This is a genomic window from Aeromonas enterica (genome assembly GCF_054052465.1).
Genome location: NZ_JBSTYL010000021.1, coordinates 13,242 through 31,236, shown reverse-complemented (window position 1 = coordinate 31,236; position 17,995 = coordinate 13,242). Strand labels below are relative to the sequence as shown.

Sequence of the window (17,995 nt, the reverse complement as noted above, 5' to 3'; positions counted from 1 at the left end):
TGACGGGCCTTTCATCGGGGCGAAATGCCATTCAAAAACACCGCCTCCACGCCTTCCTGCGAAGTTCCCTTGGCTGGCCTTAGCCAGAAATTCACATGGGATGACGCGCATTCCCTCTACTCGGCACTTTTCCATCACTCCCCCTCCAGCTCGTTGTAGGCGTGGCGCAGGATGGCCTCGGTCAGCGGCTCGCCGCCGGAGTACATCACCGCCAGTTTCAGGTTCTTGCTGACCAGTCGCAGGGCACCGGGGCGTTCACTGATCCGCAGCAACAGATCCCGCTCGGCCGCGCCGTCGATGTTCCAGGCATCCGCCACTGCCATCACGTCGGCTTTCTTGGCCTTGGTGAGGGCGCGCTTCTTGGCCACGCGGGAATAGAGACGGGCGAAGTCCTCAGAGCGCTGGCCGCCGGTCAGCTGGGTGTAAACCCGGCTGTTGCCGACCAGCACCATGCCGACCTCGACCTCTTCCACCAGAATGCGCAGCTCTTCGAGGGTGGCGCGATCGAGGTGGTCGGCTTCGTCCACCACGATCAGGCCTTTGGTGTTGAGCAAGCGGCGGCGCAGGGCGCGGGCCAGCGGGCCACGCAGGCGGGGGGCGTTCTCCATCCCCAGCTCCATGGCAAGCTCATACATGCACTCGGTCATGGTGGCGCGGCTCGGGCTGGTGGTGATCACCCAGACGTTGTTGTTGTTGCGCTGGAACTCGCGCAGGGCGGTGGTTTTGCCCACGCCAGACGAGCCGTGAATGATGACGATGCTCTGAGTGGTCAGCGCATAGGTCATGTCTGCGCGGATCTGCTTGGCGGTTTCGGTCAGCACAAAGCCGGGATCGCGGGGGGCATCGGCACGCTGGTCGCGGGCGGTCAGCCAGTTGGCCAGCTTCTGCACCATGGCCACCGGATCCGCCTTGTAGTTGCCGTTCAGCAACTGGTTGACGGTGGTCGGGGAGATCCCCACTTCTTTGGCAACCTGCGCCTGGGTGACGGTGCTCTGCTCCAGCAGGGCCCTGACCCGGGCCAGTACGTCCTGGCTGTTGCCGTTTTGGTCCAAAGTGACTACGTTTGTCATGTCAAGTAACTCCCTTATCGCGGCCCACAAGGCCGCTTTTTTTGTGGTTTAAAGGCCGGTTAAAACCGGTTTTTCTGTTTTTCAGCCATGGCTTCGGCGGCTGCTTGAAAGCGGGCCTCAAAGTCGATGACGGGTTCGGGTTGACTGCTGGGTGTGGGGGCGTTCTGGGCCAACGGTTGCACGGCCAGCGCGGCATTGCCGTGGCTGATCGGGCGCACCATTTCCACCACCTTGGTTTCGGGTGCTTCTTCGTCTGTGATGCTGGGCAGCAGGGCGGCAGCTTCGAGGGCTGACATGCCTTGCTTGGCCAGCGCGGCGGCCTTGTTCGATTTGACGAACTGGGTGCGCTTGCGCTTGTGCTCGCGGGCTTGCTGGGTATCGCCGAAAGCCACTTTCTCTAGGCACTGTGCATCGCAGATATGCAGGCCGTTGAGGGTGGTGACGACCACCGCCTCGTGCAGGCGCTGCGGGTCGAACCGCGCCACCACCTTCTGCCCGACGTACTCGGCCAGATCGGCGTGGAAGTAACGGTTGCTGCGGTTGGCGATGGCGCCGCCCGATTCCAGTGTGATGGTGCCGTGCTGGCTGACGCGGCAGGCCTCTGACTGCAACAGCATCATGGTGAGCTGCTCGGCGCTGGCTTTGCGGATCGTCGCTTGGCGGTAGCTCTGCTCGAATGCCTGGTCAAAGCTCATCACCCCACGGCAGGCCTCGGTCTGGCGCCCAACCTTGGCGTTGTACATGGCGACCCCTTCGGCCACGATGCGCAGAAACTCGGCTGCATCCGCCGCCCGTTCACCATAATTATCGGGCTTGGCCATGGGGTTAGGGCCGGTGTAGCAGCCTTCCAGCGCCGGGTGCTTGTCGATGTATTCCTCAAGTCCGCCATTACCAAAGGCACGCTCGATCGGCTTGGCCTGACCGTGGCCCTTGCCCAGCAGCACGCTGGACCAGTGCAGCTTGATGCCAAGCATGGGGATCATGCCGAGCGGGTCATCTGGCTTGACCTTAAAGCGGTAGCGGTTCGGCACGCCCCCGGTCATCCACTTGTTGGCCGCGGCGCGGGTGTTATCGATGGTGATCTCACGCGGGATGCCGTATTTGCTGCACACGTCCATCAGGGACAGGCGGATGCTGTCGGTGTTCTCACTGATATCAGTGCGCCAGCCCACGATCTTGCGGCTGTAGATGTCCTGCCAGAACCATGTTTTCGGGCGCAGCACTTCACCGTTGAACCACGTCACGAAGACGTTGTGCAGGTAGCCGTCGCCGTTGATCCACTCCATGGCGTCCAGGTCTTCGATGGTGCGTTCTTGCGGCGGGTAGAGCTGCATCATGGCGTGCTCACCTTGGCGCAGCATGACTTGCTGGGCGTGGGGCACTTCCAGATCCAGCCGGCGCATCAGGCTATCCAGGCTTGGGTACGTCCAGCCGTGTTCCTTGGCTGCGACCTTGAGCCGTTCGTAGCAGCTGGCCGCGTTCGGCTGCTCACTGCGCAGATAATCGACTTTGAAGAAATCCCAGGCTTGATCGCTGACAGCGGCCAGACGAACGGCGCGGCCTTCGGTGGCGGCTTGCTGCTGCTTGGGCACCAGCACGGCCAGCCAGTCGCTATCGTCAAAGCCTTTGACCATGGCGCAGTAGCGGCGCAGGGTCGGCAGGGCGATGTCGAACTCGTCTGATATGTGCTGGTAGGCCTGCATCAGGGTGCTGCCGCTGGCAACCAGGGCATGCACCGCCTTGACGGCAGCCGCACGGGCCATGGCTTTGGCGTGCGCCTTTTCGTTGGCCTTCTTCCAGTTGGCCCACAGCTGATCTTTGCAGTAGCGCGGCGCCTGGGGCTTTGGCAGATCCAGCGTCATACCACCGACCTTGACCTTGCCAGCCTTGCGCAGCAGGGCGGCTTGGACGACCGGTGGCAGAATGCTGATGTGGTATTCAGTAGCCTTGCTGCCTTCGCGCTGACGGGATTTGTCAGGTGAACACTCGGCAAGCTTCTTCAAGCTCTTGAGCATTCCTCTGGCAGTGCTTGGCATACCCGGCAATGCAGCCTCGGCCAATTCAGATGCAATGAACCAATCCATCACCACCCCCTCAGCTTGCTTGCTGCAGTTGTGGGTAACGAGTAGGCCATATATCTCTCGGCTCTAACCCCAGAGCATCAGCGATGATCCTCTCTCCCTTTGGCCAGGGAGCACGGAGTGCATTGGCCAGCGTCCCAGCAGCTAGACCGTTATCGCGGCTCAATGCTGTGATGTTCATTCCGCGTTTTTTGAGCGCGGCAATGACATCAGCGCGGTGCCAATCAGAAATCTCTGTTCCTATTTCTGGGCTAATCTGTGAAGATTTGGCATTATTCATTTTATTAAACCAACTCAGTTACCAACATTGGTGACAATTGTTGATCAACAAAAGGAACAGATCAAGGCCTTTCAGTTCCTTTTAATGAAAATAATCCAGAGTTACAAACGAGAGATAAATAGGAAAAAGAACAATGACTTACGATGAAAAGGAACCGAAGGAGGAAAAAAGGAACACAGTTCCTTTGCCAGACACAGGAAAAGGAACTGGTTTTTCAGAACGGTTGCAGCAACTGGTTGGAGTTGGGAACGGCAGGAAGTTCAGCCGCGAGACTGGGATTTCATACTCGAAGCTGCACAACTACCTGAGTGGGGTAAGCCTGCCCACCCTCGACTCATTAGTCACATTGGCAGATGCAACCGGGGCTAGCATTGAATGGTTGGCGACGGGCCGTGGTCACATTAAGCAGGATGAGGCACAGGTCTGCGAGATACCTGCACATTACAGCACCGATGAAATGGTGAAGTGGATGGAAGAGTTTGCCATGATCCCTGGCTATAGAATCCAGGTATCGGCTGGGCATGGAGCACTAACGCAGGGTGAACTTGAACCATGCCGCTACCTTGCGTTCCGCCGTAAGTGGCTGAAGTGGCGTGGCTTTGCTGAGAAGGAGCTGGCGATTGTCTGGAGCAAAGGCGACAGCATGGAGCCCACCATCAGCAACAACGACACCCTGGTCGTGCACCTGGGCAGAACGCGCCCGGTTGACGGCCACATCTACGTGGTGCGCAATGATGACCAGCTATGGGTCAAGCGCCTGCAGGTGCTGCCGAGCGCTTGGCTGCTGCTGAGCGACAACAAGCACTATCAGCCGATCGAGGTACCGAAGGACGAGCAGTACACCTTCGAAGTTATCGGACAGGTCGTCCATATCTCCCACGACGTAGGAGAGTGACATGGACAAGAAGACCGAGAGAGCTGCCGCCCAGTGGCAGCGTATCCAGCGCTCTAAGCGGGCTATGCCCTACCTGCTGTATCAGCTTGGCCCGCGCCTTGATGCCTGTCAGCTTCATCTACAGTGGGATGGCGTGGTGCTTTCTGTGGATGACCCATGGTGGGAACAGCACTTCCCGCCCAATAGCGATGGGTGCACCTGCGGGGTTCGGCAGGTTTCAAAGTATGAGTATCAGAAGATGCTGGCATCAGGCAGTGCCAAGACTCGTGTTTAAACCTCATTTAAATGCCAATTCACAAAATCGACAGTGATCAATTCAGTCGCGATTTTACGCCGCTTTTGGATCCTTTGATCATTTCGTGGGTCAGTACCAACGAAAACGGCCTGCAGAGTTTCTATTGCTCTACAGGCCGCGCAGCTTCTGGTTTTCCGATCCCACTCATTCCCTCACGATCCCACTTATTCCCTAACCATTCCCAGTGATCAATCCACTAGAGTCTATACACCCGAGGAGCCCTGATAGACCCGCTTCTCGAGAAACATGGGGTTGGGATCTTCGGCACCGACCTCGTAGGTCGGCAGGGTGACGGCTTCGACCCAGACTCTTACATCAGCTCTCATCAATCTCGCCTCATTTAACATTTATTAGTAAACGTTTCGATGAGGCCAGTTTAGAATGGTGATTACAGCGATTTTCGCTTAAAGATCACGCAATACAGTAAGCGGAGTTTAGTGAACTGATGATCATCGGCCTGAACAACCAGAAGGTACGCCACCACAACAAGCAGGTGTTGCTGGCACTGCTCTACCAACTCAAGGAGGCGAGCAAGTCCACCCTGGCCCGTCACTGCGAGCTCTCCATCCCGGCGGTCAGCAAGATCCTCGACGAGCTGGTGGCCGACGGCGCCATCAGCCACAGCGAACAGAACCTCTCCCAACGCGGCATCAATGGCGGCAGCTACCGCATTGCCAGCGGCCAGAGGGCCATCCTCTGCCTCAACATCAGCCCCACCAGTCTGGAGAGCATACTGGTGGATAACCTGATCACCCCGCTGGATGAGTTCAGCGGCCAGAAGATAGCCCCGCAGACCCCCGATGAACTGCTGCGCCTGATTGAAGCGCACTACTATCAGCACAAACGCCGCCACAAGGGGCTGGCGATCCGGCTGGCGCTGGCGGTACACGGTCAGGTCAACCCGGCCACCGGGGTCTCCCAGACCATGCCGCAAGCCCCCTGGCACGCACCGGTCGAGCTCAAGTACCTGCTGGAAGAGCGCCTCGGCTGCGAGGTGATGGTGGATAACGACTGCATCATGCTGGCGCTGGCCCAGAAGTGGCAGGGCCGGGAAGGAAACGGGGATTTTTGCGTCATCAACGTCGATTACGGCATCGGCTCCGCCTTTATCATCAACGACCAGATCTATCGGGGCGCCCTGTTTGGCAGCGGCCAGATAGGCCACACCATCATCAACCCGGACGGCAGCGCCTGTGCCTGCGGCCGCTACGGCTGCCTGGAGACGGTCGCCTCGCTGTTTGCCATCAAAAAACGGGCCCGGGTCTTTCTCAAGCAGCAAGCCAGTGCCGACAACCCGGCGCTGGTGGGTGTGGAGCTGGATACGGCCCAGTTGCTCGCGCTCTACCATCAGGGAGATGCCATGATCCGCGCCCTGGTGGACGAAGGGGCCCGCGCCATTGGCCTGAGCCTCTACAACTTCCTCAATATCCTCAACATCAACCGCATCTGGCTCTATGGCCGCAGCTGCGGCTTTGGTGAAACCTGGCTGCAGACCATCATCCACCAGACCGGTGCCAATCCGTTCGATTGCAGCGATGCGGTCAATGCAACCCAACTGCGCGTCGGCACGCTCAACCGCGCCCAACAGGTGATGGGCATCGGCTATCTCTATGTGGAACGGGCACTGGAACGGCGCAGCGATGCCAGCGTCCCTATCTGACAAGCAGAGATAGGACGCAGTCCCCTGACTGACCCCGGTTGCCGAAAAGGTGATCCCGATCCCGATTGGCAAACTCCCTCTGGCGAGGGGGTTGAGAGCCAAGTGGAGAGGAATATGATGGGCGCCCCACTATCTTCACAAGCCTGCACGAGCGTCATCATGACCAGCCTGCACGACCAGAACCCGCCAAGTGAAATCCATCGCTGTGACAAATGCAGGGAGCGCACCCGCCATATCGTGGTACTGGTCGCCCGCGATCACAGCCAGGACATCATGCCCAAAGAGCCGCGCAAGGCCTTCTGGCAAGCCTTTCGCGCCAGCACCCTCACCAACTGGGCATTTGGCGAAACGCTGGCTTACCAGACCACCCATGTAAAGCACCTGATCTGCGAGCGCTGCGGGGAGAAGTTTCTGGAGTATTGAGTGGCTGTAGTCTCCGACAAGGGATTGAGTTCTACCTGCGGTCACTTTACCAAGCGGTCAGATAGCAGCCACTTAATAAGTAATTTATTGATCTCTGGCAGGTTTTTGCCCGACGGCGGTTTTACCCTGCTCCTCTCTCGATTAATATGCTCCACTTGGCAACCACTCTTGCAGAGATAACCCTGTGCAGCCGTTTCGCCATCCACCACATCGCCGGATGACCGCAGCAGGCTGGAGGCTGTAATCCACGGGCGGTAGCGTGGAATGGCGCCGAGCTTCTCCCCTACAACTCGGCTCTATAAGAGGGAACTCTAAAAGCAGAAACTGGCACATGGGCTCACTCCCCATGTTTTTAGCAGTCAGCATATGGATGGCTTTAATAACTATGATGTTTGCCATCATTATTAGGAGTCGCTAAATCCAGTCTAATTTTTAGAGTAATTAATAGTTTATCCTTATATACACATCGAGAAAAACCAATCATATTTCACCAAGCGAAAATGACTTTACTTATTGGTATATAAATACAGGATCTGTGGAGAAATAAAATGAATGCAAGATATTTAAAAACAACAGATCAGAGTATAAAAAGTCAAATTACAAATATAAGCCCTGAACAGGCTATATCAGAATACATTTGGAATGGCTTCGATGCTAATGCAAAAAGAATATCTATCACAACTGAAATAAATGCAATTCAAGGCATGTCTTCAATCACTATTCTTGATGATGGCGATGGTATAGATATCGATGATCTCGACAATACACTAGATCTATTCCTTGACTCTAAAAAGAAAAACATTTCAAAGCCCACCACTAGAGGCAAAAAAGGCCGAGGACGTTTTAGCTTTATTAAATTTTGTGAAAAAGCAACTTGGGAAACAAGTAATGGTAAAAAATCTTTTGAGTTTACTATAGACTCAGGACGCCTGAGTCAATATGAACCTAAAATATCTCATCTAGATTGTGAGCCTCAAAAAACAGGGACAACTGTACGCTTTGAGCACATTAAGAAAATTGATTTTAATTATTTCAATGACACAATAGTTCCATATCTAAAGAATGAGTTCACTTGGCTTTTAATATCAAATAAAACATTGGATATATCCATTAATGGTCTTTCCTTAGAACGCTCAAAGTTCAACAGCTTACTTGTAACTGAAACCATCTCAGACTTTACGTTCGATATTAAGTCAATTTTTTGGGATGAAAAGCAAAATAATGAAAAATCGTTAATTTACTTTATCAATTCATCTCAAGATATTATACATAAAGAACTATCAGATCTAAATCTTAAAGGATTCTTCTGCTCAGCATATGTATCATCCACTTGGTTTGATGATTTTGGCGGTAGTGCAGATTTATTTTCTGGAGAAAAAAACACAGAGTCAGATATTTTTATTGAGCTTTTAACAACGGCTAAAAGAAAATTAAGACAAGAGTATATTAAATTTAGAAACAACGCTGCCGACATTTTAATCGAGCAGTATTTGTCTGAAGGTGTCTTCCCAGAAATGAAAGGAGACAACATTGTTATAAATCAATTCCATAGAGAACAACTCATTGCAACAATTAAAACTATTTATGAGGCAGAACCATCTGTATTCTCTAAACAGCTAAATAAGTCTCAAAAGAAGATATTGATAAAATTACTAGATAGAATAGTTCAATCAAATAGAATGTCGGAGCTTTTTGATGTTCTAGATGGCGTTGTTTCACTTTCTGAAGATGACATGTGCAGAATTTCAAAATTATTGCAACGTACTACCTTAGAAAATATTACTAGAACTGCCGAACATGTAAAAGATCGTCTTGATATAATTCAAAATTTCAAATCACTAATTTATCAGCATTAGCGCTTTGCGTTAGAAGTCCCTCATATTCAAAAATGTATTGAGTCAAACCTTTGGCTCTTTGGAGAAAAATATTATCTTCTTACCTCTGAAGAAGATAAGTTCGAACAAGCATTAAGACAATTTTTAAAATTCCATAATAAAGATAATTACTACGATAGAAAACCAATTACGCATCCAGATAAAAATAAAGAAATGGATATTTTTATAGCTCAAAAAGGATTTCGAATCGGTGATGATGACAGGAAGTATTTTCATCATGTCGTTATTGAACTGAAACGCCCTAGTATAAAGCTTGGTGACCAAGAGTTACAGCAAATTAAAAAATACAAGAATTTAATTGCTAATGAACCGCAGTTCCAAGACGAACACTCACTTTGGGATTTTGTTTTAGTAGGAAATGAAATTTCTGAAAGTCATATCATTGCTGCGGATCTCAGGTCCGATTTAGAGTCGAATAAAATGCATGGTGAAACAGGACTGGTTCAAAAGACCGGTAATTATAGAATAATAGTTAAAACTTGGAAGCAAATCCTTAACGAGTTTGAGTTAAGATACAACGATATCTCAACTCGGTTAAGTCTAAAAGAACTAGATATCATATCTAATACACCTAACCAACTTACGGAAGATATAAAAAACATGAGTGAAAGTGCGTTATAGCCCGTTTTAAATTAAAAAAAGATTGAAAATAACATGAACTGTTAGTTGTGACTTCTGCCAAGCTCCACATAAGCGAAGCTACAGAACGTAGGTTCGAATAGAGAAGCGTATTCGGACATTCGCGTCATCATCTCTACTTTCCAGCCTCCAGATATCTGTTCCAAAAAAGAGATCTCATAGATGAAACGAATTCTGATTATTGGCAACTCTGGATCGGGCAAGAGCTGGTTGGCGGCTCGATTGGCTGAGGGGTTAACTATCCACGAGGTCAATCTGGATACCATTGTCTGGCAGCCGGGCGGCTTTAACCAAAAACGGCCCCAGCATGAGATTGACCATGCCATTCAAACACTTGCTCAAGAGCGATCATGGGTGGTCGAAGGGGTATTTGGCGCCCTGGCCGAGCAACTGCTTGCTGCCGCCGATACCCTGCTATTTCTGGATCTCGACTGGTCGGTATGCCGGAATTCACTGCTATCGCGCGGATCACAAAGCGCCAGACAACGGGATGCAGTGGCAGCGGAAAAGAACTTTCAACAACTGCTGGTGTGGGCATCGGAATATGGGCAGCGAGCTGGCAAAAGCTCCCGCCACTTCCATCGCGAGCTATTTGATCGATTCCCAAACGACAAGTACCATTTCACGATTCGCGCAGAGGTAAATAGCTATCTCACGCAACTGGCCGCTCACAGCTAACGGGGGTACTGGATGATGCAACACGAGCTGGCAAAGATGGGAGGTGCCTCCGTAAATATCCATGTGCTGGATGGCACTCCTTGCATCAGAAAAAGCAGGGCATCGCCGGTCGAGTGCAATTTCTACCGACAAGCTACTTCGCACTTGCACGGGGTCAACACGCCGGCCCTGCTCAAGGTCGAAGGTGAGACCCTTTTTCTTGAACAGATTCCTCATCCGGTCACCCTCGCGCAACTGCACCACAACGAGCAGACCTTTATCCAGCTGGCCAGCCTGCATAACACCAAGTATCAGCCCGACTTTGCGGTGAAATCACACCACTGGTCGATCGCCGATACCGATGCTGCTCTCTCTGCTCTTTGCCTGCCTGAGTCAGCCAGCAAGACGATCCGCCATATTCAGCAGCTTGGCTGTGAGCTGTTCACGGAGCGAACTCTGATCTCGGGGGATACCAACGAGGGCAACTGGGGCACCCGCGACAATGGCGAGCTGGTGTTGTTTGACTGGGAGCGATTTGGTTATGGCAGCCCGGCCATCGACCTGGCCCCGCTGGTACCGAGAATGGGTTCACTTGCGGAGTATGAAACCATCATTGCACACTACCTGCGCCACAGTTCGCTTCTCTCTGGCGACCTGCTGCTACGCCATCTCATCATTGCGAAGTGCTGGCTAGTTATTGAAGTCTCCAACCTGTTGCTAAGAAGAAATAAACCGGAGGCCCAGACGTACCTGAACTGGTATCGGCAACAGATTCCGCACTGGCTCGATTCGGTCGCACATATGGTATAGCAGCCTCGCCAAGCTGGCTTTCGCCCCCCTCTTCTGGCAAGCCCATTTCTCCAGTTTTTCCTCTCTTGCTCTCCTCTTATTTTTCTCCAGCCACCGCCATTTGTGTGCGCTGGCTCACATATCGCCATCTATTTTCACCTCACAAATTTACAGGCAGATGTTGACCTTTGCTTGAGCAAATACTCGATACACGTTCAGAGCACACACGTCCATAAAATTACAATTTATTGATTTATAACAAAAATAAAATAACAGGTAATTCGACTTGTCCCCATTTTTCTTGTTCCCCCACTTTGCGATCAGGGTCACACTCAGGCCGATGGCGCACAAAAATCCAGTCATTCGCACATTTGTCCGATAGGGTCGCTTGCTCCCCGGCGCGATAATAGTGAGGTCAATTTTGTCTGCATGCCGTGCCAGCACGGGCGGCATGCCAACAGGCTCCATCGAGGAGCGGGGAGAACACCATGATCACCACCCTTATCAACGAGCAGCTGATCGCGCTCGATTTAAAGGCCACGCGCAAGGAAGAGGTCTTCAGCGAGATGGCCCGCTTGCTGGTCGCGCAGGGCAAGGTCAGCGATGAGCAACAGTTCATCAAGGATCTGTGGGCCCGGGAAGCGCTGGACAACACAGGTTTCGAGGAGGGCGTTGCCCTGCCCCACGCCAAGAGCGCGGCGGTGAGCACACCGGCGGTGGCCATCGGCATCAGCCGCAGCGGTATCGACTACGGCGCCGAGGATGGCAAGCCCTCCCGGCTGTTTTTCATGATTGCCTCCCCGGCCGGTGGCGCCAACCACCATATCGAGGTGCTGGCCGAGCTCTCCGCCAAGCTGATTGAAGAAGGTTTCATTGCCAAACTGCTGGCCGCCAAGACCCCGGCCGCCGCACTGGCCCTGCTGCTCGAGAAGAAAGAAGAGCAAGCCACCCCTGTTGCCGACAAAGGCTTCATCATAGGTGTCACCGGCTGCCCGGCCGGTATCGCCCACACCTATCTGGCGGCGGAGTCCCTTGAGCGCGCCGCCAAGGAGCTGGGTTACGAGGTGAAGGTGGAGACCAACGGTTCCATCGGCGTCAAGAACAGTCCGACCACGGCCGAGATCGCCCGCGCCAGCGCCATCGTCGTGGCCTGTGACAAGCAGGTGGACATGGCCCGCTTCAACGGCAAGCCGCTCATCAAGACAGGCGTCAAGGCCCCCATCAAGGATGGCAAGGGACTGATCGAGCAGGCGCTGAAGGCGCCGGCCTATGTGGCTGGCAAAGAAGACAAGAAGGGTGAAGAGAAGAGCACGGGCGGCAGTTCCGACCTCTATCGCTACCTGATGAACGGCGTTTCTCACATGATCCCGTTCGTGGTGACCGGCGGTCTCTTGATTGCGCTGGCGCTGGCCATCGGCGGCAACCCGACCCCGAGCGGCATGCAGATCCCGGAAGGGAGCATGTGGAACCAGATCCTCAACGTGGGCGTGGCCGCCTTCACCCTGATGATCCCCATATTGGCGGGTTACATTGCCTACGCCATCGGTGATCGCCCGGCCCTGGCCCCGGGCTTTATCGGCGGCTGGATCGCCAACAACGGCAGCTTCTACGGCGCCGACGCCGGTACCGGCTTTATCGGTGCCATCATAGCGGGCCTGCTGGTCGGTTATCTGGTGCGCTGGATTGCCACCCGCCAGTACCACAAGATGGTACAGCCACTGGTGCCGATCCTGATCGCGCCCATCGTCGGATCACTGTTTATCGCAGCCGTCTTCATCTTCATCATAGGTGCGCCCATCGCCGACATGATGACGGGTCTGAACGCCATGCTGCTCTCCATGAGCGGTGGCAGCCTGGTGCTGCTGGGCATAGTGCTGGGGGGCATGGCCGGCTTTGATATGGGCGGCCCGGTCAACAAGGTGGCCTTCCTGTTCTCGGTGGGCATGATAGCCTCCGGCCAGACCCAGTTCATGGGGGCCATGGCCTGCGCCATCCCGGCCGCGCCGCTCGGCATGTCGCTTGCGACCGTACTCGGTCGCAAGCTGGGCATCTTCGACGCTTCCGAAATCGAGGCGGGCAAAGCCGCCGGTGCCATGGGTCTGGTGGGGATTTCGGAGGGTGCGATCCCGTTCGCCGCCCGTGATCCGCTCGCCGTCATTCCGGCCAACGTGCTGGGCAGCATGACAGCCGCCGTGATGGCTTTCCTGTTCGGCATCACCAACAGCGTGGCCCACGGTGGCCCCATCGTTGCCCTGCTGGGTGCGGTCAACAAGCCGCTGCTGGCGCTGCTCTGCATGATCTGTGGCGCCATCGTCACCGGCGTGGTGGCGGTTGCCCTGAAAAAACTGCGGGTGAAGAAAACCAACGAGGTGGAACTGGCCAAGGCGGCCTGATCCCCTTCTCGCGCTCATGCGACAAGAGGCCACCTGCGGGTGGCCTCTTTCATTGCACCTGATATTGCGCCGGTACGGCCGTTGACCTGCCGGGCCAGCCCACTTTTTGCTCCCCGCCCCTATTCTCCTGCGTGCCAGATCGCCACCACAACCAGGCCGCCGTGGGCCGCCACCTTGTGATCCCCTTCACGCTTCATGACCGGATCCCGCCAAACTAGGAAATTTTCCTAATGCCCCTAGGGATGGCTCTCACGCCATTTGCGCCGCGCCTCATTAAAGTCACGCTACCTGATGTAGTTACCCGACCCTCGCAATGGCGCAGGGAGTGGGCATGGGTTCAATCGACAGAAGAGCGAGGTGCACAGTCCAACCTCTTGCTGTTGTCCTTTCCGTGGCGCGACCTCTAACACCAACCAAAAAGTGAGGGGCGCGGCGGAAATACCGACTATCTCGCAGAGGATGAATATGTTGGATTTTCTCAAGCAGGTGCGGGTCCCGACCCTGGACTTGCCGGTCGCAGCCCGGCGCAAACTCTGGTTCAAGCCCTTTATGCAATCCTATCTGGTTGTATTTATTGGCTATCTGACCATGTATCTGATCCGCAAGAACTTCAACATTGCGCAGAATGACATGATCCAGGAGTACGGCCTCTCCATGACCGAGCTCGGCATGATTGGCCTTGGCTTCTCCATCACCTACGGGGTGGGCAAGACGGTCGTCTCCTACTACGCCGATGGCAAGAACACCAAGCAGTTCCTGCCGCTGATGCTGATCCTCTCCGCCCTGTGCATGCTGGGCTTCAGTGCCAGCATGGGTGGCACGGGTTTCAGCCTCTACTTCATGATCTTCTTCTATGCGCTGAGCGGCTTCTTCCAGAGCTGTGGTGGCTCCTGCAGCTACTCCACCATCACCAAGTGGACCCCCCGCAACAAGCGTGGCACCTATCTCGGCATGTGGAACCTCTCCCACAACGTGGGCGGGGCCGGTGCGGCCGGGGTGGCACTGTTCGGTGCCAACTACCTGTTCGATGGCAACGTGCTCGGCATGTTCATCTTCCCGTCCCTCATCGCCCTGGTCGTCGGCTTTGTCGGCCTGCGTTTTGGCAGCGATTCACCGGAAGCCTATGGCCTGGGCAAGGTGGAAGAGCTGTTTGACGAGGTGGCCAGCGAAGAGGATATCGCCACCGAAGAGCAGAAGCTGACCAAGGGTCAGATCTTCGTCAAGTACGTGCTGATGAACAAGGTGATCTGGCTGCTCTGCTTCGCCAACATCTTCCTCTACGTGGTGCGCATCGGCATCGACCAGTGGTCCACCGTGTACGCTCACCAGGAGCTGGGCTTCTCCAAGGAGATCGCTATCCAGGGCTTCACTTTCTTCGAAGTGGGCGCCCTGGTCGGCACCCTGATGTGGGGCTACCTCTCTGATCTGGCGAACGGTCGCCGTGGTCTGGTGGCTTGCGTGGCACTGGCGCTGATCATCGCGACCCTGGGTCTCTACCAGCATGCCACCACCCAGTTCATGTTCCTGGGTTCCCTGTTCACCCTGGGCTTCCTGGTGTTTGGTCCGCAACTGCTGATCGGCGTGGCCGCCGTAGGCTTCGTACCCAAGCAGGGCATCAGCGTGGCCGATGGCGTCAAGGGCACCTTCGCCTATCTCATCGGTGACAGCTTCGCCAAGCTGGGTCTGGGCATGATCGCCGATGGCACCCCCATCTTCGGTCTGACCGGCTGGGCCGGCACCTTCGCGGCGCTGGATATCGCAGCCGCCGCCTGTCTGGTGCTGATGGCCTGCGTAGCCGTGGCCGAAGAGCGCAAGATCCGCCGAATCAAACGGGAATTGAAAGCCGCCACTTTGGCTACCCAATCCGTCTGAACCCGCGTTAACTGAATGCAACCGGCTCCGCCTTCTGGTGGGGCCGGTTTTTTATTGCCGCGCCCACCGTCAGCAGATGAATCCAGACTGCTGCCATCCCCTGTGCACACTCGCACCACAGGGCTGCCAAGATCCCATTTTTGCCCCGCACCTTTGGCAAAGTCCGGTCCTTGACGCTATCTTGTTGGCCCACTTCCCTTTGCCTCGAGAACCGATGAAGATCCTCGCCGTCACCGCCTGCCCCACCGGCATAGCCCACACCTACATGGCCGCCGAGGCGCTGCAAAAAGCCGCCGACAAGCTGGGGCTGAAGATCAAGGTTGAAACCCAGGGCGCCATGGGACTGGAGAACATTCTCACCGCGCGGGACATCGCCTGCGCCGATCTGGTACTGATCGCCTCCGACATCGAGATTGAGCAGAAGGATCGCTTCCTCGGCTGCCAGATCCGCCAGGTATCGCTGGAATCCGTGCTGCTGGACGCCAGCGCCGTGCTCAAAACCGCCACCGTCGGCGCCTGAATGCTCACCCGCGAGCTCACCTTCTTCTGCCGGCTGGGATTGACCATCACCCAGGCCAAGCAGCTGAGCCGGCTGGCCGGACTGTTCAAGTCCCATATCCAGTTCATCAACGTCAGTCGTCGCCAGACGGTGGAGGCGACCAACCAGCTCTCCCTGCTCACCCTGGCCACCCAGCCCGGCGATCTCTGTCTGCTGCTGATCGAAGGGCTGGATGCCGAACTGGCCCACATGGCCTTCACCTGCTGGTGCGTGGAGCTGGGCCAGCCCCTTGGCCGCCCCGCCACCGCCGCGCTGGCCGAGCAGCGCCTTGGCCTCGCCCAGCCCGACTACTGTTTTTCCCTCGCCCAGCTGGGGCACGCGGCGGCATCGCTGGACAAATCCCTGGCCCTGACAGTGCTGGTCGATCTCTTGCCCGCCGAACTGGTGCGCGACAGGCCCGCGCTTGAACAGGCCATCGCCGATCGCGAGCAGATCGCCGCCACCATCATCCGGCCCGGCCTCGCCATGCCCCACGTGATCTGCCCCGCCATCCGCCAGCCCGCACTCTCGCTGCTCAGTTGCGCCGCGCCCATCGAGTGGGGATCGGCGCTCGGGCCGGTGCAGACCATCATATTGCTGGCCATTCCGGCCGGGCTCGCCCCCGCGCAGTTGCGCCCCCTCACCCGGCTGGCTCGCGCCATGATGGACGAGGTGGTCAGCACGGCGCTCTTGCACGCAGGCTCGGCCCCCGCCCGTCAGGCCATCGTCATCGAAGGACTATTGAGCTAGGCGAATAAGCAGCCCCTCCCCGGAGGCTTCCCACATCCCCATCCACCCAGCCCTCTGTGATACACTGCGCCATCCCCTGTTTTTGGTATGCATGCGATGAAATCTGCCCGCCCCCGCCTCTCCCTCCAAGGCCGCACTGCACAGGATGACGCCAACCGGCCCGGTCTTGCCCGCTCACGCGCCGGCACCCGGCATGCACACGAGGCTGAACAGGCCGGGCAGAAACCGCAGGTGGACCCCGCCGATCGCAAATTGCTGTTGCTGAACAAGCCCTACATGGTGCTGTGTCAGTTCACCGACGAGGCGGGCCGCGAGACTCTCAAGGATTACATCACCGAGCCCGGTATCTATGCCGCCGGTCGGCTGGATCGCGACAGCGAGGGGCTCTTGCTGCTCACCAACGACGGCAAGCTGCAGGCGCGTCTCACCCAGCCGGGGGAGAAGACCCCCAAGACCTATTGGGTGCAGGTGGAAGGGATCCCAAGTGAGGATGCGCTGGCCGCCCTGCGCGCCGGGGTGGAGCTCAACGACGGCATGACCCTGCCCGCCGGGGCACGCATCATGGATGAGCCTGCGGTGTGGCCACGCAATCCGCCCATTCGCGAGCGCAAGGAGATCCCCACTCGCTGGCTGGAGATCAAGATAGTGGAGGGGCGCAACCGCCAGGTGCGGCGGATGACCGCCCACATCGGTCACCCCACCCTGCGCCTCATTCGCTACGCCATCGGCGACTGGACGCTCGATGGCCTGGCCCCCGGACAGAGCCGCGCCCTGCCTGCCCCCGAGCTGGCGCCGGCCCGGGGCCAACGCAAACCTTCATCTCCCCGCTCGGGGGGCAGCGCAGCCAAACCGGCAGGCGACGCACCACGGCGGGCAAACCAGCCGGGACGGGACGCGCGTCCCCGCACCTCAACCGCGAGCCCGACCGGCGGCAAACCGCGCAGCAGCGGGCGCGGTACGGCACGCAGACCCGCACGCACGGCTAATCCCAACAGCAGCGACAAGGAGTCATGATGAGCAATCAGGCAGAGCAATCGACCACCAGCCATGCCCGCATGGAGGCGCGCCTGACGGTTGCCGCCCTGGTGCACTGGCAGGGCCGCTTCCTGCTGGTGGAAGAGGAGATCAAGGGCCAGCGCCGCTTCAACCAGCCCGCCGGCCATGTAGAGCCGGGCGAAAACCTGATTGAAGCGGCCTGCCGCGAGCTGAAAGAGGAGACGGGTCTGACCGCCACGCCGACAGCGTGGCTGGGCACCTATCTGTTCAAACCAGCCGACAGCGAGGCCACCTTTGTGCGCACCGCCATCATCTTCGACCTTGAAAAGGCGCCGGGCCAGCACCATCCAGAGGATCCTGACGGCGATGTGCTGGCCTGCCACTGGCTCACCCTGGAGGAGATAGCCGAGTGCAAACCCGCGCTGCGCAGCCCCTTGGTGTGGCAGTGCATCCAGGACTATCTGGCCGGCACCCGCTTGCCACTGTCGGCGCTCAAGGCCTTTATTTGAGAACCTGCCCACGATCTTGCTGCGAGGCCGTGATCAAGGCTCATGTGCTGCTCGCTTGTTTGTAATCAGGAAAGCTCATGTGTATTTACACACTCCGGTTCCTGCGCTGCTCTTTACCGAGCTTCCGGCCTCTCGTGACAGATCGTGAACAGGCCATCTGAGGTCGTTTGGCACCATTTTTTTATCATGGTGCCGACAAATAGAAAAACGATTTCCTGCCACGACAACCCACTACGGGACGCTGGCATGGATA

At 56.4% G+C, this 17,995-nt stretch carries 18 protein-coding genes; 14 read left to right on the top strand and 4 right to left on the bottom strand.

Annotated features, from left to right (window positions below; genetic code table 11):
- Positions 1 to 134: 134 nt before the first annotated feature.
- From ACW5XD_RS18370 to ACW5XD_RS18360, 3 genes are read right to left on the bottom strand one after another with little or no spacing between them, the layout of a single operon-like run.
- The gene (locus ACW5XD_RS18370; RefSeq protein WP_456496119.1) at positions 135 to 1,070 is read right to left on the bottom strand and encodes an AAA family ATPase; all 936 of its coding nucleotides are present in this window, start codon (positions 1,068 to 1,070) and stop codon (positions 135 to 137) included.
- A gap of 59 nt (positions 1,071 to 1,129) precedes the next feature.
- Positions 1,130 to 3,154, bottom strand: coding sequence for a transposase domain-containing protein (locus ACW5XD_RS18365; RefSeq protein WP_456496118.1), 2,025 nt, complete (start codon positions 3,152 to 3,154; stop codon positions 1,130 to 1,132).
- A gap of 10 nt (positions 3,155 to 3,164) precedes the next feature.
- Positions 3,165 to 3,431, bottom strand: a complete 267-nt coding sequence (locus ACW5XD_RS18360) for a helix-turn-helix domain-containing protein (protein ID WP_456496117.1) — start codon at positions 3,429 to 3,431, stop codon at positions 3,165 to 3,167.
- A gap of 133 nt (positions 3,432 to 3,564) precedes the next feature.
- Here ACW5XD_RS18360 and ACW5XD_RS18355 point away from each other — a divergent pair, with 133 nt between their 5' ends.
- Entirely contained in the window at positions 3,565 to 4,326 is a 762-nt protein-coding gene (locus ACW5XD_RS18355; protein ID WP_456496116.1) for a LexA family transcriptional regulator, read from the top strand.
- A 1-nt stretch (position 4,327) separates the two neighbouring features.
- A complete protein-coding gene (locus tag ACW5XD_RS18350) occupies positions 4,328 to 4,600 on the top strand; it encodes a phage head morphogenesis protein (RefSeq protein ID WP_456496115.1) in 273 nt (90 codons plus the stop codon).
- Between the two features lie 224 nt (positions 4,601 to 4,824).
- Here the strand turns inward: ACW5XD_RS18350 and ACW5XD_RS18345 are convergent, their stop codons facing one another.
- Positions 4,825 to 4,947 (bottom strand): hypothetical protein, encoded by a 123-nt coding sequence (locus ACW5XD_RS18345; RefSeq protein WP_456496114.1) that lies wholly within the window; start codon positions 4,945 to 4,947, stop codon positions 4,825 to 4,827.
- A 119-nt stretch (positions 4,948 to 5,066) separates the two neighbouring features.
- On the opposite strand from ACW5XD_RS18345, the gene ACW5XD_RS18340 reads away from it, so the two are divergent.
- From ACW5XD_RS18340 to ACW5XD_RS18285, 12 genes are all read left to right on the top strand, one after another.
- Entirely contained in the window at positions 5,067 to 6,281 is a 1,215-nt protein-coding gene (locus ACW5XD_RS18340) for an ROK family protein (protein WP_456496113.1), read from the top strand.
- A gap of 159 nt (positions 6,282 to 6,440) precedes the next feature.
- The gene (locus tag ACW5XD_RS18335; protein WP_456496112.1) at positions 6,441 to 6,704 is read left to right on the top strand and encodes a hypothetical protein; all 264 of its coding nucleotides are present in this window, start codon (positions 6,441 to 6,443) and stop codon (positions 6,702 to 6,704) included.
- 548 nt (positions 6,705 to 7,252) lie between these two features.
- A complete protein-coding gene (locus ACW5XD_RS18330; RefSeq protein WP_456496111.1) occupies positions 7,253 to 8,560 on the top strand; it encodes an ATP-binding protein in 1,308 nt (435 codons plus the stop codon).
- A gap of 192 nt (positions 8,561 to 8,752) precedes the next feature.
- Positions 8,753 to 9,220, top strand: coding sequence for a hypothetical protein (locus ACW5XD_RS18325; RefSeq protein WP_456496110.1), 468 nt, complete (start codon positions 8,753 to 8,755; stop codon positions 9,218 to 9,220).
- A 180-nt stretch (positions 9,221 to 9,400) separates the two neighbouring features.
- Complete coding sequence (locus ACW5XD_RS18320; protein ID WP_456496109.1) at positions 9,401 to 9,916, top strand: AAA family ATPase; 516 nt, start codon at positions 9,401 to 9,403, stop codon at positions 9,914 to 9,916.
- A gap of 12 nt (positions 9,917 to 9,928) precedes the next feature.
- Positions 9,929 to 10,705 (top strand): phosphotransferase family protein, encoded by a 777-nt coding sequence (locus tag ACW5XD_RS18315; protein ID WP_456496108.1) that lies wholly within the window; start codon positions 9,929 to 9,931, stop codon positions 10,703 to 10,705.
- Between the two features lie 467 nt (positions 10,706 to 11,172).
- Positions 11,173 to 13,077, top strand: coding sequence for a fructose-specific PTS transporter subunit EIIC (locus ACW5XD_RS18310; protein ID WP_456496107.1), 1,905 nt, complete (start codon positions 11,173 to 11,175; stop codon positions 13,075 to 13,077).
- Between the two features lie 465 nt (positions 13,078 to 13,542).
- A complete protein-coding gene (gene uhpT, locus ACW5XD_RS18305) occupies positions 13,543 to 14,949 on the top strand; it encodes a hexose-6-phosphate:phosphate antiporter (protein ID WP_456496106.1) in 1,407 nt (468 codons plus the stop codon).
- A gap of 214 nt (positions 14,950 to 15,163) precedes the next feature.
- Positions 15,164 to 15,469 carry a PTS fructose transporter subunit IIB gene (locus tag ACW5XD_RS18300; RefSeq protein WP_456496105.1) on the top strand — a complete coding sequence of 102 codons (306 nt, stop codon included), beginning with the start codon at positions 15,164 to 15,166 and terminating at the stop codon, positions 15,467 to 15,469.
- Positions 15,470 to 16,237 carry a PTS sugar transporter subunit IIA gene (locus ACW5XD_RS18295; protein ID WP_456496104.1) on the top strand — a complete coding sequence of 256 codons (768 nt, stop codon included), beginning with the start codon at positions 15,470 to 15,472 and terminating at the stop codon, positions 16,235 to 16,237.
- A 96-nt stretch (positions 16,238 to 16,333) separates the two neighbouring features.
- Positions 16,334 to 17,251 (top strand): 23S rRNA pseudouridine(2457) synthase RluE, encoded by a 918-nt coding sequence (gene rluE, locus ACW5XD_RS18290; protein WP_456496103.1) that lies wholly within the window; start codon positions 16,334 to 16,336, stop codon positions 17,249 to 17,251.
- Positions 17,251 to 17,742 (top strand): NUDIX hydrolase, encoded by a 492-nt coding sequence (locus ACW5XD_RS18285; RefSeq protein WP_456496102.1) that lies wholly within the window; start codon positions 17,251 to 17,253, stop codon positions 17,740 to 17,742. The genes rluE and ACW5XD_RS18285 overlap by 1 nt, the downstream gene beginning before the upstream one ends.
- The last annotated feature ends 253 nt before the right edge of the window (positions 17,743 to 17,995 follow it).

Bases quoted from the DNA above. Each gene is read 5' to 3' on its own strand.
- ACW5XD_RS18365 (WP_456496118.1), bottom strand. From the start codon at position 3,154: ATGGATTGGTTCATTGCATCTGAATTGGCCGAGGCTGCATTGCCGGGT.
- ACW5XD_RS18355 (WP_456496116.1), top strand. From the start codon at position 3,565: ATGACTTACGATGAAAAGGAACCGAAGGAGGAAAAAAGGAACACAGTT.
- ACW5XD_RS18325 (WP_456496110.1), top strand. From the start codon at position 8,753: ATGGATATTTTTATAGCTCAAAAAGGATTTCGAATCGGTGATGATGAC.
- rluE (WP_456496103.1), top strand. From the start codon at position 16,334: ATGAAATCTGCCCGCCCCCGCCTCTCCCTCCAAGGCCGCACTGCACAG.
- uhpT (WP_456496106.1), top strand. From the start codon at position 13,543: ATGTTGGATTTTCTCAAGCAGGTGCGGGTCCCGACCCTGGACTTGCCG.
- ACW5XD_RS18310 (WP_456496107.1), top strand. From the start codon at position 11,173: ATGATCACCACCCTTATCAACGAGCAGCTGATCGCGCTCGATTTAAAG.
- ACW5XD_RS18320 (WP_456496109.1), top strand. From the start codon at position 9,401: ATGAAACGAATTCTGATTATTGGCAACTCTGGATCGGGCAAGAGCTGG.
- ACW5XD_RS18350 (WP_456496115.1), top strand. From the start codon at position 4,328: ATGGACAAGAAGACCGAGAGAGCTGCCGCCCAGTGGCAGCGTATCCAG.
- ACW5XD_RS18345 (WP_456496114.1), bottom strand. From the start codon at position 4,947: ATGAGAGCTGATGTAAGAGTCTGGGTCGAAGCCGTCACCCTGCCGACC.
- ACW5XD_RS18335 (WP_456496112.1), top strand. From the start codon at position 6,441: ATGACCAGCCTGCACGACCAGAACCCGCCAAGTGAAATCCATCGCTGT.
- ACW5XD_RS18300 (WP_456496105.1), top strand. From the start codon at position 15,164: ATGAAGATCCTCGCCGTCACCGCCTGCCCCACCGGCATAGCCCACACC.
- ACW5XD_RS18285 (WP_456496102.1), top strand. From the start codon at position 17,251: ATGAGCAATCAGGCAGAGCAATCGACCACCAGCCATGCCCGCATGGAG.
- ACW5XD_RS18360 (WP_456496117.1), bottom strand. From the start codon at position 3,431: ATGAATAATGCCAAATCTTCACAGATTAGCCCAGAAATAGGAACAGAG.
- ACW5XD_RS18315 (WP_456496108.1), top strand. From the start codon at position 9,929: ATGATGCAACACGAGCTGGCAAAGATGGGAGGTGCCTCCGTAAATATC.
- ACW5XD_RS18330 (WP_456496111.1), top strand. From the start codon at position 7,253: ATGAATGCAAGATATTTAAAAACAACAGATCAGAGTATAAAAAGTCAA.
- ACW5XD_RS18340 (WP_456496113.1), top strand. From the start codon at position 5,067: ATGATCATCGGCCTGAACAACCAGAAGGTACGCCACCACAACAAGCAG.
- ACW5XD_RS18295 (WP_456496104.1), top strand. From the start codon at position 15,470: ATGCTCACCCGCGAGCTCACCTTCTTCTGCCGGCTGGGATTGACCATC.
- ACW5XD_RS18370 (WP_456496119.1), bottom strand. From the start codon at position 1,070: ATGACAAACGTAGTCACTTTGGACCAAAACGGCAACAGCCAGGACGTA.